Raw genomic sequence first — 13,810 nt, 5'->3', positions numbered from 1 at the left:
CCGGGGAATGCGGGGCCGCGTGCGGACATTTGCTTAAGTAGCTGCAACAATGCGCACGCACATACCAGCCGGTTGACCCTGTCAAGTTGCGAGGAGCCCCCACGTGACCGTCCCCCCGCCCTCCGCCTCCCGCGCGGCCCGCGTCCTCTCCCGCCCGATCACGCTGAACGGACTCACCGTCCCGAACCGGATCGTGATGGCGCCGATGACCCGCATGTTCTCCCCGGGCGGCGTTCCCGGTGAGGACGTGCGCTCGTACTACGCGCGCCGCGCCGCCGCCGGCGTCGGCCTCATCGTCACCGAGGGCACCTACGTGGGCCACGAGTCGGCCGGCCAGAGCAACCGCGTCCCGCGCTTCCACGGCGACGAGCAGCTGGCGGGCTGGGCGAAGGTCGCCGAGGACGTGCACGCGGCCGGCGGCACGATCGTCCCGCAGCTGTGGCACATCGGCATGGTCCGCGAGCAGGGCCAGCCGCCCTTCGCGGACGCCCCCGCCGTCGGCCCCTCCGGCCTGGCCACCGCCGGCGCCGAGCCCACCGGCAAGACGATGACGCAGAAGGACCTGGACGACGTCATCGCCGCGTTCGCCGAGGCCGCCGCCGCGGCCGAGCGCATCGGCTTCGACGGCGTGGAGATCCACGGCGCCCACGGCTACCTGCTCGACCAGTTCCTGTGGGCGGGCACCAACCGCCGCACCGACGCCTACGGCGGCGACCCGGTGGCCCGCACCAGATTCTCCGCGGAGATAGTCGCCGCGGTCCGCGCGGCCGTCTCCCCCGAGTTCCCGATCCTCTTCCGCTACTCGCAGTGGAAGCAGCAGGACTACACCGCACGCCTCGCCGAGACCCCCGAGGAGCTGGAGGCCATCCTCACCCCGCTCGCGGCGGCCGGCGTCGACGTCTTCCACGCCTCGACGCGCCGCTACTGGCTCCCCGAGTTCGACGGCTCCGACCTCAACCTGGCCGGCTGGACGAAGAAGCTCACCGGCAAGCAGACCATCACCGTCGGCTCGGTCGGCCTGGACGGCGACTTCATCAACGCCTTCGCGGGCGAGGGCTCCCCGGTCAAGGGCATCGACAACCTCCTGGACCGGCTGGAGTCCGACGAGTTCGACATGGTCGCCATCGGCCGCGCGCTGCTCCAGGACCCCGAGTGGGCGGCCAAGGTGCTCGCCGACCGCTTCGACGAGCTGAAGCCGTACGACGCGTCGGCGGTGAACACCCTCAGCTGACCGGGCGGAACCGGCCTAGAGGTTGCCCATGGGTTCGATGTCGATCCGCACCGGTGTCCCCCACACCCGGAGCACCTCGTAGTCGGTGAACTCGTGGACGAGCCGGTACGCCATCGCGGGCCGGGACCCGCGGCGCTGGGCGGCGAGATACGCCTCGGCCTCGCGCCGGTCCCGGCGGGGCGTGCCGCACAGCTGCCACTCCTGGCCGTTCCACAGCTCCGGCAGCCAGCGCTGCTGGGGCTGCGGCCGGTCACCGCGGACGCCGTACCGGGAGGGGGCGGTGGGGGCCGGTTCGCCCGGGCGGGGCCTGCTGCCCTGGAACTCCGAGCGCCGGGCGGCCCGGCGCCGGGTCTCGCACAGCAGACACAGATCGGGGGCGCTCTCGTCCACGGGCCCCTGCGGGTGCTCGGGGCAGCGGGTGGCGGGCGCACCGGTGGTGACGCTCTCGTCCAGCAGATCGAGGGCCCGTCGCAGATCGTCCCTGATCTCGTGCAGCCGGGCGTCCGGCGTGTCGGCGGTCAGGGCCTCCCCGTGCTCCCCGAGCAGCCGGAGAGCCCGTCCGAGGGCGGTGAGCTGGGCGTGGTTCATGGCGATCGGTTGCCTCCTCCCCTCCATGGTGCCCTGCCCGGGCGAACGGGGGCCCGGCGGGCTCGTGGTGGAGTGGGGTGCGTGACGACGACCTTCACGGACCGCCTGCTCGCCGCCCTCGACCGCTTCAACGCGGCCCACCCCTGGGACCACAACGCGCACTACCACCCATGGCTGCTGCGGCAGTTGCCCCGCCGCTTCGGCGCGGCCCTGGACGTCGGCTGCGGCAGCGGCGAGCTGGCCCGGCGGCTGGCCGTCCGGGCGGAGTCGGTCCTCGGGGTGGACGCCGACCGCCGTATCCTCGCGCGGGCGCGGGCGTCGACCGGCCCCGGCACGCCCGTCACCTACACCCTCGCCGCCGCGCCCGACGGGCTGCCCGCCGGCCCCTACGACGTGATCACCTGTGTCGCGGTGCTCCACCACCTCCCCTTCGCCGAGACCCTCACCCGTCTGCGGCGGGAACTCGCGCCGGGCGGCACCCTCGTCGTCGTCGGCTGTGCGCGGGCCGCGAGCCCCGCCGACCACGCGCTCGGCCTGGTCGCCGTACCGCTCAACGCGCTCACGGGATGGGTGAGGAACCGGGGCCGACGGGCACCGCGCAGGCCGGAGTCCATGACCGCCCCGACCCGTGACCCCGGGATGACCTACGCGGAGATCTCCCGGGAGGCCCGCCGTCTGCTGCCCGGCGCCCGGCTGCGGCGCCGGCTCTTCTGGCGCTACACCCTCGTCTGGACCGCTGTCAGTGACCGCGCTGGATGAGGCTGCGCTTGCCGCACGCGGCGGGGGCGCCCTTCAGGGGCAGTGTCGACACGGCCTTGTCGGCGACGCGTACGGCGAGGTCGGCGGCGCAGGCCGCGGTGTCGGTGGCCGTCCAGCGGTCGTCGGCGTGCGCGGGCGCGGCCAGGGCGGCACCGAGGACGGCCGCACCGAGGACCGTGACCAGCGTGCCGGGGAAGAGCTTCTTCGTCATGCCCGGGAAACGACCGTCCGCGGCGGTGCGTCACGCGCCTTCAGCCGGTCGGGTCGGGCGCCCGGCATGGCGAGGAAGCCGACGAACGCCCCGCCCGCACAGGCCGTCAGTGGCGTGCGTGTTCCAGAGCGGCGCGCAGGTGGCCGTCGGACTGCTCCAGGAGGCGGGTGGCCGTCGGGCCGTCGATGCCGGCGAGCAGGACCAGGATCGCTTGCTTCACCTCGCCGCCGGTCTCCGTGAGGGCCTTCTCGATCTCGGGGTCGTCCGCGCCCGTGGCCAGGGAGACGATCCGGTGGGAGCGGGCCCGGAGCTTGTCGTTGGAGGCGCGCACGTCGACCATCAGGTTCCCGTACGTCTTGCCGAGCCGGATCATCGTGATCGTCGACAGCATGTTGAGCACCAGCTTCTGCGCCGTGCCCGCCTTCAGCCGCGTCGAACCGGTGATCAGCTCCGGGCCGACGACGACCTCGATGCCGTGCTCGGCCGCCGCGGCCAGCGCGCTGTGCTCGTTGCACGCCAGACCGACGGTCAGCGCGCCGAGGGAGCGGGCGTGTTCGACGGCCCCGACGGCGTACGGGGTGCGGCCGGAGGCGGAGACGCCGACCACCGTGTCGTCGGGGGTGAGTTTCAGCGCGTCCAGGTCCCGGCGGGCCAGTTCCGCCGAGTCCTCCGCGCCCTCCACCGAGGTGACCATGGCCGCGGGGCCGCCTGCGATCAGGCCGACGACCTGGTCGGGGTCGGTGTTGAAGGTGGGCGGGCACTCGGAGGCGTCCAGCACGCCCAGCCGTCCGGCGGTACCGGCACCGGCGTAGACGAGCCGTCCGCCACGGCCCATCCGCTCGGCCGTGGCGTCGACGGCGGCGGCGATGCGGGGCAACTGGCGTGCCACGGCGGCGGGGACACCCGCGTCCTCACCGTTCATCAGGCGGGCGATGTCGAGGGTGGGCAGCCGGTCGATCTCGGCGAGTTCGGGCCGGAATGCCTCGGTGGTCAGCGAGGCCAGCTGAGCGCGGAGGTCGTGAGAGGTCATGAGGGGGGTGGCTCTTTCCGGTGGGGGGTTCTGCGGTCCTGCGGTCTAGCGCGAGGCGCTCCGGTGCCGATGGGCCAACGCCTCGTAGGACGCGGCCAGCGCCGGCGCCGCGGTCTCGTACGTCTGCTGCGCCACCCCCACGAACAGACAGTCCACCACCAGCAGCTGACTCGTCCGGGAGGACATCGCGGCGGGCCGCAGCTCGGTCTCCCGGGAGGTGGACGTCGTCAGGACGTGGTCGGCGTACTGCGTCACCGGTGAGTCGGGGCGGCCGGTGATGGCCACCGTCGTCGCCCCGCGCTCGAACGCGACCCGCAGCGGCTCGATGACGTCCCCCGTCGACCCGGAATGGGTGATGGCGATCGCCACGTCACCCGAACGGAGCTGCACCGCGTTGGTCACGGCGAGGTGCGGATCGCTGTGGGCGTGGGCTATCAGGCCTATGCGCAGGAGCTTCTGGGTGAGGTCCTGGGCGACCAGCCCGGACGCCCCTATGCCGTACACGTCGGTGCGCCGGGCGCCGGCCAGCGCGGTGACGGCCGCGCCCAGCTGGGCGGTGTCGAGTCCGGCCGCCGTGTCGGCGAGGGTCTGCTGCTCCTCGTAGGCCAGCTTGGTGACGACGTCGGCGATGGGGTCGTCCACCGCGATGTCGGTGGTGATCACGGGCGCGCGCCCGGACTGCTGCTGGGCGGCGAGCCCGGCGAGGGCGAGGCGCAGGTCGCGGTAGCCCGGATAGCCGAGCAGCCGGGCGGTCCGGACGACCGTCGCCTCGCTGGTGCCGGTGAGTTCGGCGAGCCCGGTGACCGTGAGGGCGGCGCAGCCCGCCGGGTCACCCGCGACGGCCTCGGCGACGCGCTGCATGGAGCGGGTCATGGACGGGGCGAGGGTGCGCACCTTGGCGGCGAGCGAGCCGCCCGGACCGCCGAAAATTTCCTTCACGTCCTGGGTCACGAGTGAAAGATATTTTCGGTTCGGTGTTGCGGTCAAGAGTGCGCACAATAAGGACTATGGACCCCATCAGCCCCCTTGAGCAGGCGTTGCACGCGGCCCGCGCCCTGGTGCTCGCCGATCTGGTCGCCGGCGAGGTCGCGGAGGCGGACGTGGTCTCGCTGGTGGAGGACTCCATCGCCCAGCGGCGCTGGTGGGTCGAGCAGTGGCCGGACGGCATGGCCTTCGTCGCCGGTCTCGTCGCCCAGGACGTGCAGGACGCCCTGCTGGAGCGGTACGGCCGCTGGCCGCTGTGCCCGGTGTGCGGCTCCGGCGACCCGCACGCGCTGGACGTGGAGCCGGAACTGGGCCCCGATCCCCACTGGGTGTGCCACAAGGCGGGCGTGAAGGTCGCGTCGGTCGGCTCGCTGGGGTCCTCCACGGGCGGGGCGGCGACCTCGTGAGGCGCCCGTGACGCTGTACATCGACCCGCCGACCTGGCCCGGTCACGGGCGCATGTGGTCGCACCTGGTGAGCGACGTGTCGTACGACGAACTGCACCGGTTCGCCGAGACGTTGGGCATGCCCCGGCGGGCCTTCGACAGCGACCACTACGACCTGCCGTCCCACCGGTACGCGGACGCGGTGGCCGCGGGAGCGGTGGAGGTCAGCAGCCGCGAGGTGGTGCGGCTGCTGACGGCCTCCGGACTGCGCAGGCCCAAGGGGCGTCAGCCGCGGCGGACGTAGAGCAGGAGCCCGGCGTCCATGTCGTACTCGTCGTGGGCGAGCCGCTCCTCCTCCACGGTCGCCCGGGTGAAGCCCGCCCGGGACACCACGCGCTGCGAGGGCAGGTTGCCGCCCTCGATCGTGGCGATGACCGTGTCGACGTCGTCCCGGGCCAGCGCCCACTCGGTCAGGGTGCGCAGCGCCTCGGTCGCGTAGCCGTTGCCGCGGGCGCCCGCGACGAGGTCGTAGCCGATCTCCACCCGGCGCTCCTCGTCCGGGACGCCGTGGAAACCGATGCCGCCGACCGCCCGGCCGTCCTCGTGCCGTACGAGGGCGAAGACGCCGAACTCCGGGCGGTGCACACCCGCTTCGTACGCCTTCATCAGATAGCTGCAGGCCTCGCGGGTCCCCTCGAACGGGCCGTCCTCGATCCAGTCGAAGCCGCCCGTGCCGCCCAGGCGCAGATCGTCGGCGGCGGCCGGACGGATGCCGGTGAGGGTGACGCGCTCGGCGGGGATGACGAGGTTGTTGTACCAGGTCCACTCGGTGACCGGGGCGCGGCCGGGCAGCGCGCCGCGGCCGGTCGCCCACAGCAGGGTCGGCCAGGGCGCGGGGCCGGGCTGGACGTGCGGGAAGAGCCAGGCCAGGACGGACTCGGCGAGGTCGGCGGGCGGGTCGTGGGGGATGCCGAGGCCCTGGGCGATGTCGTGGGTGTGCAGCAGCGCCTCGGCGACGCCCATGGCGGCGGTGCCCTCGCGGTCGGCGCTGCCGAAGGGTTCGGCGTGGAAGGCGCGCACACCGGGCGGTGCGGTGCGGACGGCGGCGGCCAGCAGGGCGCCGGTCGCCTCGATCACCTGGAGCAGACCGGCGTTGTCGGTTCCCTCGGGGAGGGTGAGGCCCAGCGGCAGGCGGGCCTGGGCGCGGCCGGCCAGGCGGCTCGCGTACGCGAGGAAGTCCTCGGCGATGTGGAACGCCGTGGTGCGGCAGCTCCAGTCCAGGCCGGCGGCGTCGGCCTGGTCCCAGTCGCGGTCCAGTGCCGCGCGCAGTGTCGCCGTGCAGCTCGCGACGGCCGCCTCCACCTGGTCCCCGCTCATCGTCCGCATGCGCGCACAGTACGGGCGCGCCGCGCCTCAGGTCGACAGCATTTCCAGCTCGCTCGCGAGGTTGTAGCGGGCGGTGGCCTCCCAGTGCTCCCGGCCGTACGGGGTGTGGAACAGGCGGGGCAGGCCGAGGAGCTGACGCAGGATCGCCGAACGGCCCTCGCGGAAGGCGTCGCCCGGCACGAAGTGGTACTCCTCGCGGACCTCGGCGGTGTAGACGGCGTACGCCGACGGGGGCGCGGCCAGGATCGCGAGGTCGGCGTCGCACAGCACCTGGCCGTCGCGGTCGTCGTCGGCCGGGTCGTGGCCGACGGTGAGCCGGACCAGCCGGGCCACCTCGGCCGTCCTGGCGTCCGGTACGCCGGCCTCGGGCAGGGCGCGCTCGGCCAGCCGCGCGGACCGCTCCTCGTTCTCGGACCGCTCGGGAAGGTAGACGGCGTCGTGGAACCAGGCCGCGAGGCGGACCACGTCCGGGTCGGCCGCGTACTGCTCCAGCACGTCGACGTGGTCGAGTACGGCGGTGAGGTGGGCCACCGTGTGGTACCGGCGCTGCGGCTCCTGCCAGCGGGCGAGCAGGTTGTCGGCGTAGGGCGCGGGGTCGGGGCCGCCGCCGGGGGCACGGGCCGCTTCCAGGGCACGGGCGAAACGGAGGCGCAGGGCGTCGAGATCGGCCATGGGCCCATTCTTCCGCGCCGACCGCCGGCCGGCCTTCCTCGTGCCGTCCTCCCCGTGGCAACTGCCCGTCGCCTTCCCGCGTGACGCCGCCCGGTGGCGCCCCTAGCGTGACCCCCATGACGGACATCCTGGAAGCGCGCGACCCCGAACTCCCCGGACGGCTGCTGGCCATGGAGCGCGACGCCCTCGTACCGCTGCTGCGGTCCCGGCCCGACGCCGACTTCGCGCTGCCGACGGCCGCGTGTCCGGGGTGGACGGTGCGGGACGTGCTGGCGCACTGCTCCGCCGCGCTGATGCGGGTGGTGGAGAGCCGGTTCGAGAAGGGCGTGTTCTCGCCCGAGTCGAACGACCGGGACATCGCCGAGCGGGCCGGCTGGACGAACGCGCGGGTCGTGGACGAGCTGGAGCGCGGGATGACCGAGGCCGGGCCGGTGATCGCCCGGGGCGACGGGCGGCTGGACATCCTCGCCTTGGGGGAGTGGGTGCACGCCGGGGATGTGCGGGACGTCCTGGGGGCGCCGGGGGCGTACGCGGGGGCCGGGCTGCCGGACGCGCTGACCCTGCTGGCGCGGGTCACGCGGGAGAAGGGGCACGTTCCGCTGCACGCCGACCTCGACGACCTGGACGAGCCGCTGCGGTTCGGGGCGACGGTCCCGAGCGGTCCGCCCGCCCGGTACATCGGCGACGCCGCCACGCTCGTCCGGCTGTACGCGGGCCGGCCGGTGACGGGGGCGGCTTATGAGCTGGCCGGGGCGCGGGAGGGTGAGCTGAACATCTTCGGATGAGTGGTGGCCCTGTGGCGCTCCGGTACCGGCGTACTCTTGAATTGGACTAGACCTGTACTCGTCCGATGAATGGGGTGCCATGAGCAAGCGTGCAGTCCTGGAGGTGATCGCCCTCGACGTCGAGGACGCGGTCGCCGCCCAGGCCGGAGGCGCGGACCGGCTGGAGCTGGTCACCGAGATGGCGGCCGACGGGCTCACCCCCGCGCCCGCCACCGTCGCCGCGATCCGTGCCGCCGTCGACATCGACCTGCGCGTGATGCTCCGCCTCGCGGACGGGTTCGCGGCCGGTGACGTGGACCGGCTGGTCGGCGTGGCCGGCGAACTGCGGCAGGCCGGCGCCGACCAGTTCGTGCTCGGGTTCCTCACCGCGGACGGCGAGGTCGACCTGGCCGCGGTGGAGCGGGTCGTCGACGCGCTCGGCGGCTGCCGGTGGACCTTCCACCGGGCGATCGACCGGGCCGCCGACCGGGACGCCCTGCGCAAGCAGCTCGCCGACCTGCCCGGCCTGGACACCTACCTCACCGCCGGCTCCGCCGCGGGCGTGGACGACGGCCTGCCCGTGCTCCTCGCCGAGGCGGCACACGACGGCGAGCCCGGGTACGAGCAGCGGATCCTCGTCGGCGGCGGCCTGCGTCTCGACCATGTACCCCGCCTCCGGGCCGGTCGGATCGACGCGTTCCACATCGGCGGGGCGGCCCGTCCCGACGGTTGGCGGGGGCCGGTCTCGGCGGCCGCGGTCGCCCAGTGGCGCACGGCGGTGGACCGGCCCTAGCCCTTCCCGGGGCGCGGGCGCGGCGACGTTTCCGGCCTGCGTCTGGGTCATGTGCCGCGGCTGCGGGGGCCGGTCGGGTCGACGCGTTCCACATCGGCGGGGCGGCCCGTCCCGACGGCTGGCGGGGACCGGTCTCGGCGGCCGCGGTCGCCCAGTGGCGCACGGCGGTGGACCGGCCCTAGCCCTTCCCGGGGCGCGGGCGCGGCGACGTTTCCTGCCTGCCGTTCCGGGACGGGCCGGAACGGTACGACGGCGAGCCCGGGTACGAGCGGCGGATCCTGGCCGGTGGCGGCCTGCGTCCGGGGACCGGCCCTGGTCCTTCCTACGGGGCGAGCTGCGCGGGCAGCGGTGCCGCGTGCGTCACGATCAGGCCCGACACCGCACGGGTCAGTGCCACGTACAGGCGCCGCAGGCCCGTGCGTTCGTCCGGCTCGCCGTCCACCACGGCCTGCGGCTCGTCCAGGACCACGTAGTCGTACTCCAGGCCCTTGGCGAGCGAGGCCGGGACGAGGGTCAGGCGGGTCTCGCGGGTGGTCTCCTCACCCGGGGCCAGGTAGGAGATGCCCGCCGCCGCCAGGGCTTCAGCGAGGGCCGGGACGCGGGCGTCGGCGGCGATCAGGCCGGTCGAGCCCTCGTTGCGCAGCAACTCCGAGCAGGCGGCGACGACCTCGGCCGCCTCCGTGGCCGGACGGACCTCGAAGAAGCCGGGGTTCTCCCGGACGGAGGCGACCGGGGTGAGGCCGGGGGCGATGTGCGGCAGCAGGCGGGAGGCGTACGTGATGACGTCCGTCGGCACGCGGAAACCGGCGGTCAGCTCCTCGACGGCCCCCTCCGGTTTGCCGAGATGACCCAGCGCCTCGGCCCAGCTCCGGGTCGCCCACGGCGTGGTGCCCTGCGCGAGGTCGCCCAGCACGGTCGCGCTGCCGGTGGTGCAGCGGCGGCCGACGGCCCGGTACTGCATGGGGGAGAGGTCCTGCGCCTCGTCCAGGACGACATGGCCGAGCGAGTGGGTGCGCTGGATCAGGTCGGCCGCCTCGTCGATCAGCACGGTGTCCGCCGCCGACCACTTCGCCGACTTCACGCTGCGCACCGGCCTGGCCCACAGGATCGTCTTCTGCTCGTCCTCGTCCAGGATCCCGTCGGCGTGCTCGGCGAGGAAGCCGGCGTCGGTGAGCAGCCGCAGCACGAGCTTGGCCGGGTCCACGGCCGGCCAGACCTCCTTCACGGCCGCCTTCACCGCGCTGTTGCGGGCGACCGCGTCCTGCACCCGGTCGTCCGGGGCCTCCCCGGCCCGCTCCATCTGCACCAGCACCGCGTGCGCGATGCGCTGCGGCAGGGCCTCGCGGGCCGCGCCGTAGCGGATGTCCCGGGCGAGCAACTCGCCGACCAGCTCCTCCAGTTCGTACGCGGGCACCCGCCAGCGCCGGGAGCCGCGCACCACGACCACCGGCTCGGTGGGCATGGTCACGTGGGAGTACAGGGCGCGCCTGAGGATCTCGGCCATCCGGGCGTCGCCCTTGACGATCGCGGCGGCGGCCTCGTCCACGCCGCGCACCTCCACGTGCGCGACCAGGTCGTCCACAGTCGCCTGCCGCACGGTCAGCTCGCCGAGGGCCGGGAGGACCTGCTCGATGTAGTGGAGGAAGGACTTGTTCGGACCGATGACGAGCGTGCCGGTGCGGGCGAGCCGCTCCCGGTGGGCGTAGAGCAGATACGCCACCCGGTGCAGACCGACGGCGGTCTTCCCGGTCCCCGGACCTCCCTGGACACAGACCGTGCCGGACAGGCCGGACCGGACGATCTCGTCCTGCTCGGGCTGGATGGTGGCGACGATGTCCCGCATCGGGCCGACACGCGGCCGTTCGATCTCCTGCTGGAGGAGCTTGCTGGTGGCGGCCGTCTCGGCGGGGTCGGACAGGTGCTCGTCCTCGTACGCGGTCAGGTCCCCGCCGGTGTAGCCGAAGCGGCGGCGCAGCCCGATGTCCATCGGGTCCTTCTTGGACGCCCGGTAGAACGGCTGCGAGACCGGCGCACGCCAGTCGATGACCATGGGGTCGCCGTCGTGGTCGTGCACGTGCCGACGCCCGATGTAGAACCGCTCGCCCTCGGCGCCCTCGGCCTGCTCCGCGCCCGGCGCGTGCAGGTAGTCGAGGCGGCCGAAGAACAGCGGGGTGTCGCTGAGGTCGGCCAGCGCCTTGATCCGCTCGTCGATCTGGTGGGCGAGCACCGCGGCGTTGACCCAGTTCGCGGTGACGTCACGGATGTCCAGGGCCTCCACGTCCTCGCGCATGGCCCGCAGGGCGGACCGGGACGCGGCGAGGTGGGAGCGCTCTCGGGAGAGGGGGTCGGCGAGCGGGTCGTGGGCGGGCGTGGACAAGGGGGTGCCTCCGGTGGGCCTGCTGCGTGGCTACGACGACGATGCCGTCCGGTTACCGGCCGGGCGGCGGCTCTCCGCGGAGGAGGCGGGCAAGAGCGGAGATTCTAGAGGAGGCACTCAGGGACGGGCCAACGAATTGCCGGCGCCGTCCGCGGACGGGTTCGCCGGCCGGAGCATCTGTGCGGTCGCCAGCCGCCGGTACACCGGACTGGTCGCCAGGAGGTCCTCGTGGCGCGCCTGCGCCGTGACCCGCCCCTCCTCCAGGACGACGATCCGGTCGGCGTGCTGGACCGTGGACAGCCGGTGCGCGATGACGAGGACCGCGCACTCCCGGGCGACGCCCCGCAGGGCGGCCGTGAGCGCGGCCTCGTTCAGGGCGTCGAGGTGGGAGGTGGGCTCGTCGAGCAGCAGCAGCGCGGGCCGGGCGAGCAGGGCCCGGGCCAGGGCGACACGCTGCCGTTCACCGCCAGAGAGCAGCGAGCCGTGCTCGCCGACGGCGCCGTGCAGACCACCGGGCAGCCGCTCGGCCACCCGGCCGAGGCGGGCCAGCCGGACGGCCCGGCGCACCTCGTCGTCCGTGGCGTCCGGACGGCTGTAGGTGATGTTGTCGCGCAGCGTGCCCGCCACGACATGACTGCTCTGGTCCACGATGGCGAGCCGGGCCCGGCAGGCGTCGCGGCCGAGTTCCGTGGCGGGGCGCCCGTGGAAGCCGATGACCCCGGCATCGGGCTCGTAGAACCGCGAGATCAGCGCGAACACCGTGCTCTTGCCCGCGCCGGAGAGGCCGACGAGGGCGACCAGACCCCGCTGCGGCACGGTGAAGGAGACGCCCCGCAGCACCGGCCGGCCGGGCCGGTAGGCGAAGTGGACGTCGTGCAGCGCGAGGGCGGGTACGCCGGCGGCGGGGGCCGGCGGGTCGTCGGGCTCCGCGGGCAGGGCGGGCGGGCCGCTCGGCTCCACCGGCAGGCCCAGGGTCTGCTCGACCCGCAGATGGGCACCCATGCCCCGCTGGATCAGGCCGGCGGCGCGGAACACCGAGGACAGGGGCACGACGAGGTAGGAGGCGTACAGGAGGAAGGCGACCAGGTCGCCCAGGGAGTGCCCCGGGGCGTGCACGCGCAGGCCGCCGACGACGAGGACCAGGAGGAAGGAGCCCTGCACGGCCAGTTCGACCGCGCTGCTCATGACCGCGGCGAACCCCGCGGTGCGCACACCGGCGGCGCAGGCGCCGTCCGCCCGCGCCCCGATACGCTCCGCCTCCCGCTGCTCGGCCCGGTACACCCGGACCATGGGCAGGGCACCCAGGGCGCGCTCCAGGTCGGCGGCGAGGGCGCCGACAGAGGTCTGCATGCGTTCGGCGGCGGCGCGGATGCCCCGGAGCAGGAGGGCGACCACGGCCGCCGCGGCGGCCACGGTCGCCACGACGAGCAGGAGCAGCAGCGGGTCCAGCCATGCCATCAGGGCCAGCGCGCCCACGGACACCAGGGCGCCGGTGACCAGATCCACGAGCGCCTGGGCGACCATCTCGCGCAACAGGGTGGTGTCGGCGGTGACGCGCGCGATCAGGTCGCCGATGCGCTGCTGGTCGTACTCCCGCATCTCCAGGCGCAGCAGCCGCCCCACCAGGTCGTGGCGCAGTCGCCGTACGACACCTTCGCCCGTCCACTCCAGCAGGAAGCGGCCGACGGCGCCGGTGGCCGCCTCCGCGGCGAACAGGGCGGTGAGCAGCAGCAGCGGCGGCCACAGCGGCTGCTGCCCGCCGCTCGCCTCCACCACGCGCCTGGCCAGCAGCGGCTGCGCCAGCCCCAGCGCGGCGGCTGCCAGGCTCAGCACGGCGGCCAGGGCCATCGCGCCGCGGTGCCGGGCGGTGAGCCGGTAGAGGGCGAGCACCGTGGCACGCGTGGACCGGTCGCCGCCGGTGTCCTCCGGGCCTGTCGTCATCGGGGGACCGGGCCGATGGAGATCAACGGGGCGAAGTAGCCGTCGGGCAGGTCCTCGCCCACCGGGCGGCCCTCCGCCTCCACCCAGGCGTGCGCGGAGAAGGGCGGTACGACGCTCGCTCCCGCGCACCAGGTCGGCCAGCTGCCGCCCAGCCGGCAGAGCAGGGCGGCGCCGAGGGAACGGGGCAGGCAGCCCTTGGGGCCCGCGCAGCGCAGACTCACCGCGCACAGGGCGTCCCGAGCCAGCCGGGCCTGGGCCGCGGTGGCGGGGGCGGCGCCCCGGCGCAGCAGCCGCAGGACGGCGCGGATGCGGTGCGGGGGCAGCAGGGAGAGGACGAAGGCCGGCAGGAGGACCAGGCGGGCGGCGAGCCGCCGGCCGAGCGGGACACCGGACGGCCGCTCCAGGGCGCTGGGCGTGCTCATACGGCCAGCCCGCCGGCGCGCAGCTGCTCGACCAGGGCGCCGACGTCGGCGCGCGCCTGGTCCGCGGTGACGTCGAACACCTCCGTGACCGCCGCCGCCGCGGCCGCCTCGTCGCCGCCCGCCATGAGGGTGTCGATCACCAGGGTCGCGGTGGGGTTCAGCTCCCAGTACTCACCGGAGCGCTGATCGAGCAGGACGGTGCCGTAGTCGGTCTTCGCGGTGCAGACATCGGCTCCGAACCGCAGTGCCATGGCGGCTTTCCTTTC

Annotated in this window: 16 protein-coding genes and 1 pseudogene; 7 read left to right on the top strand and 10 right to left on the bottom strand. The window is 74.4% G+C overall.

Annotated features, from left to right (window positions below; translation table 11 throughout):
- The first annotated feature begins 103 nt into the window (after positions 1-103).
- A complete protein-coding gene (locus ABZ937_RS11245) occupies positions 104-1,231 on the top strand; it encodes an NADH:flavin oxidoreductase (RefSeq protein ID WP_361689034.1) in 1,128 nt (375 codons plus the stop codon).
- Positions 1,232-1,246: 15 nt separating this feature from the next.
- Here the strand turns inward: ABZ937_RS11245 and ABZ937_RS11240 are convergent, their stop codons facing one another.
- Entirely contained in the window at positions 1,247-1,819 is a 573-nt protein-coding gene (locus tag ABZ937_RS11240; protein ID WP_361689031.1) for a hypothetical protein, read from the bottom strand.
- 81 nt (positions 1,820-1,900) lie between these two features.
- Between ABZ937_RS11240 and ABZ937_RS11235 the strand changes: the two genes are divergently transcribed.
- A complete protein-coding gene (locus tag ABZ937_RS11235; protein WP_361689028.1) occupies positions 1,901-2,578 on the top strand; it encodes a class I SAM-dependent methyltransferase in 678 nt (225 codons plus the stop codon).
- On the opposite strand, the gene ABZ937_RS11230 is transcribed toward ABZ937_RS11235, so the two are convergent.
- From ABZ937_RS11230 to ABZ937_RS11220, 3 genes are all read right to left on the bottom strand, one after another.
- Positions 2,559-2,789, bottom strand: a complete 231-nt coding sequence (locus ABZ937_RS11230) for a hypothetical protein (protein WP_361689025.1) — start codon at positions 2,787-2,789, stop codon at positions 2,559-2,561. The two genes, ABZ937_RS11235 and ABZ937_RS11230, sit on opposite strands and share 20 nt — an antisense overlap.
- A gap of 106 nt (positions 2,790-2,895) precedes the next feature.
- A complete protein-coding gene (gene murQ / locus ABZ937_RS11225) occupies positions 2,896-3,819 on the bottom strand; it encodes an N-acetylmuramic acid 6-phosphate etherase (RefSeq protein ID WP_361689022.1) in 924 nt (307 codons plus the stop codon).
- 45 nt (positions 3,820-3,864) lie between these two features.
- Complete coding sequence (locus ABZ937_RS11220) at positions 3,865-4,770, bottom strand: MurR/RpiR family transcriptional regulator (protein WP_361689019.1); 906 nt, start codon at positions 4,768-4,770, stop codon at positions 3,865-3,867.
- Between the two features lie 56 nt (positions 4,771-4,826).
- On the opposite strand from ABZ937_RS11220, the gene ABZ937_RS11215 reads away from it, so the two are divergent.
- Both ABZ937_RS11215 and ABZ937_RS11210 read left to right on the top strand, forming a co-directional pair.
- Complete coding sequence (locus ABZ937_RS11215) at positions 4,827-5,210, top strand: hypothetical protein (protein ID WP_361689016.1); 384 nt, start codon at positions 4,827-4,829, stop codon at positions 5,208-5,210.
- Between the two features lie 7 nt (positions 5,211-5,217).
- Positions 5,218-5,493: a DUF4031 domain-containing protein gene (locus ABZ937_RS11210; protein ID WP_361689013.1), complete on the top strand. Its 276-nt coding sequence runs from the start codon at positions 5,218-5,220 to the stop codon at positions 5,491-5,493.
- Here the strand turns inward: ABZ937_RS11210 and ABZ937_RS11205 are convergent.
- Entirely contained in the window at positions 5,475-6,566 is a 1,092-nt protein-coding gene (locus tag ABZ937_RS11205) for a GNAT family N-acetyltransferase (protein ID WP_361689454.1), read from the bottom strand. The genes ABZ937_RS11210 and ABZ937_RS11205 overlap by 19 nt on opposite strands.
- Positions 6,567-6,602: 36 nt before the next feature.
- Positions 6,603-7,247, bottom strand: a complete 645-nt coding sequence (locus ABZ937_RS11200) for a hypothetical protein (RefSeq protein WP_361689010.1) — start codon at positions 7,245-7,247, stop codon at positions 6,603-6,605.
- Between the two features lie 116 nt (positions 7,248-7,363).
- On the opposite strand from ABZ937_RS11200, the gene ABZ937_RS11195 reads away from it, so the two are divergent.
- The 3 genes and pseudogenes from ABZ937_RS11195 to ABZ937_RS11185 form a co-directional block, all read left to right on the top strand.
- Positions 7,364-8,032, top strand: a complete 669-nt coding sequence (locus ABZ937_RS11195; protein ID WP_361689007.1) for a maleylpyruvate isomerase family mycothiol-dependent enzyme — start codon at positions 7,364-7,366, stop codon at positions 8,030-8,032.
- 79 nt (positions 8,033-8,111) lie between these two features.
- On the top strand, positions 8,112-8,804 hold the full coding sequence (locus tag ABZ937_RS11190) for a copper homeostasis protein CutC (RefSeq protein ID WP_361689004.1): 693 nt from the start codon (positions 8,112-8,114) through the stop codon (positions 8,802-8,804).
- Between the two features lie 33 nt (positions 8,805-8,837).
- Positions 8,838-8,986, top strand: a pseudogene (locus ABZ937_RS11185) (copper homeostasis protein CutC); the annotation flags it as partial.
- A gap of 140 nt (positions 8,987-9,126) precedes the next feature.
- Here ABZ937_RS11185 and ABZ937_RS11180 read toward each other — a convergent pair.
- The 4 genes from ABZ937_RS11180 to ABZ937_RS11165 all read right to left on the bottom strand — a co-directional run bounded on the left by ABZ937_RS11180 (position 9,127) and on the right by ABZ937_RS11165 (position 13,795).
- Positions 9,127-11,181 carry a UvrD-helicase domain-containing protein gene (locus tag ABZ937_RS11180; RefSeq protein ID WP_361689001.1) on the bottom strand — a complete coding sequence of 685 codons (2,055 nt, stop codon included), beginning with the start codon at positions 11,179-11,181 and terminating at the stop codon, positions 9,127-9,129.
- A 117-nt stretch (positions 11,182-11,298) separates the two neighbouring features.
- Positions 11,299-13,122, bottom strand: a complete 1,824-nt coding sequence (locus ABZ937_RS11175) for an ABC transporter ATP-binding protein (protein WP_361688998.1) — start codon at positions 13,120-13,122, stop codon at positions 11,299-11,301.
- Positions 13,119-13,544, bottom strand: a complete 426-nt coding sequence (locus ABZ937_RS11170) for a lasso peptide biosynthesis B2 protein (protein WP_361688995.1) — start codon at positions 13,542-13,544, stop codon at positions 13,119-13,121. The genes ABZ937_RS11175 and ABZ937_RS11170 overlap by 4 nt, the downstream gene beginning before the upstream one ends.
- Positions 13,541-13,795 carry a lasso peptide biosynthesis PqqD family chaperone gene (locus ABZ937_RS11165; protein ID WP_361688992.1) on the bottom strand — a complete coding sequence of 85 codons (255 nt, stop codon included), beginning with the start codon at positions 13,793-13,795 and terminating at the stop codon, positions 13,541-13,543. Before ABZ937_RS11165 ends, ABZ937_RS11170 begins: the two co-directional genes overlap by 4 nt.
- Between the last annotated feature and the right edge of the window lie 15 nt (positions 13,796-13,810).

Source organism: Streptomyces sp. NPDC046727, assembly GCF_040645635.1.
GTDB lineage: Bacteria > Actinomycetota > Actinomycetes > Streptomycetales > Streptomycetaceae > Streptomyces.
This window is presented reverse-complemented; position numbering and strand designations above follow the sequence as displayed.

Coding starts and splice junctions, on each gene's coding strand:
- ABZ937_RS11170 (WP_361688995.1), bottom strand. CDS start 13,544: ATGAGCACGCCCAGCGCCCTGGAGCGGCCGTCCGGTGTCCCGCTCGGC.
- ABZ937_RS11200 (WP_361689010.1), bottom strand. CDS start 7,247: ATGGCCGATCTCGACGCCCTGCGCCTCCGTTTCGCCCGTGCCCTGGAA.
- ABZ937_RS11240 (WP_361689031.1), bottom strand. CDS start 1,819: ATGAACCACGCCCAGCTCACCGCCCTCGGACGGGCTCTCCGGCTGCTC.
- ABZ937_RS11165 (WP_361688992.1), bottom strand. CDS start 13,795: ATGGCACTGCGGTTCGGAGCCGATGTCTGCACCGCGAAGACCGACTAC.
- ABZ937_RS11205 (WP_361689454.1), bottom strand. CDS start 6,566: ATGAGCGGGGACCAGGTGGAGGCGGCCGTCGCGAGCTGCACGGCGACA.
- ABZ937_RS11175 (WP_361688998.1), bottom strand. CDS start 13,122: ATGACGACAGGCCCGGAGGACACCGGCGGCGACCGGTCCACGCGTGCC.
- murQ (WP_361689022.1), bottom strand. CDS start 3,819: ATGACCTCTCACGACCTCCGCGCTCAGCTGGCCTCGCTGACCACCGAG.
- ABZ937_RS11230 (WP_361689025.1), bottom strand. CDS start 2,789: ATGACGAAGAAGCTCTTCCCCGGCACGCTGGTCACGGTCCTCGGTGCG.
- ABZ937_RS11195 (WP_361689007.1), top strand. CDS start 7,364: ATGACGGACATCCTGGAAGCGCGCGACCCCGAACTCCCCGGACGGCTG.
- ABZ937_RS11190 (WP_361689004.1), top strand. CDS start 8,112: ATGAGCAAGCGTGCAGTCCTGGAGGTGATCGCCCTCGACGTCGAGGAC.
- ABZ937_RS11215 (WP_361689016.1), top strand. CDS start 4,827: ATGGACCCCATCAGCCCCCTTGAGCAGGCGTTGCACGCGGCCCGCGCC.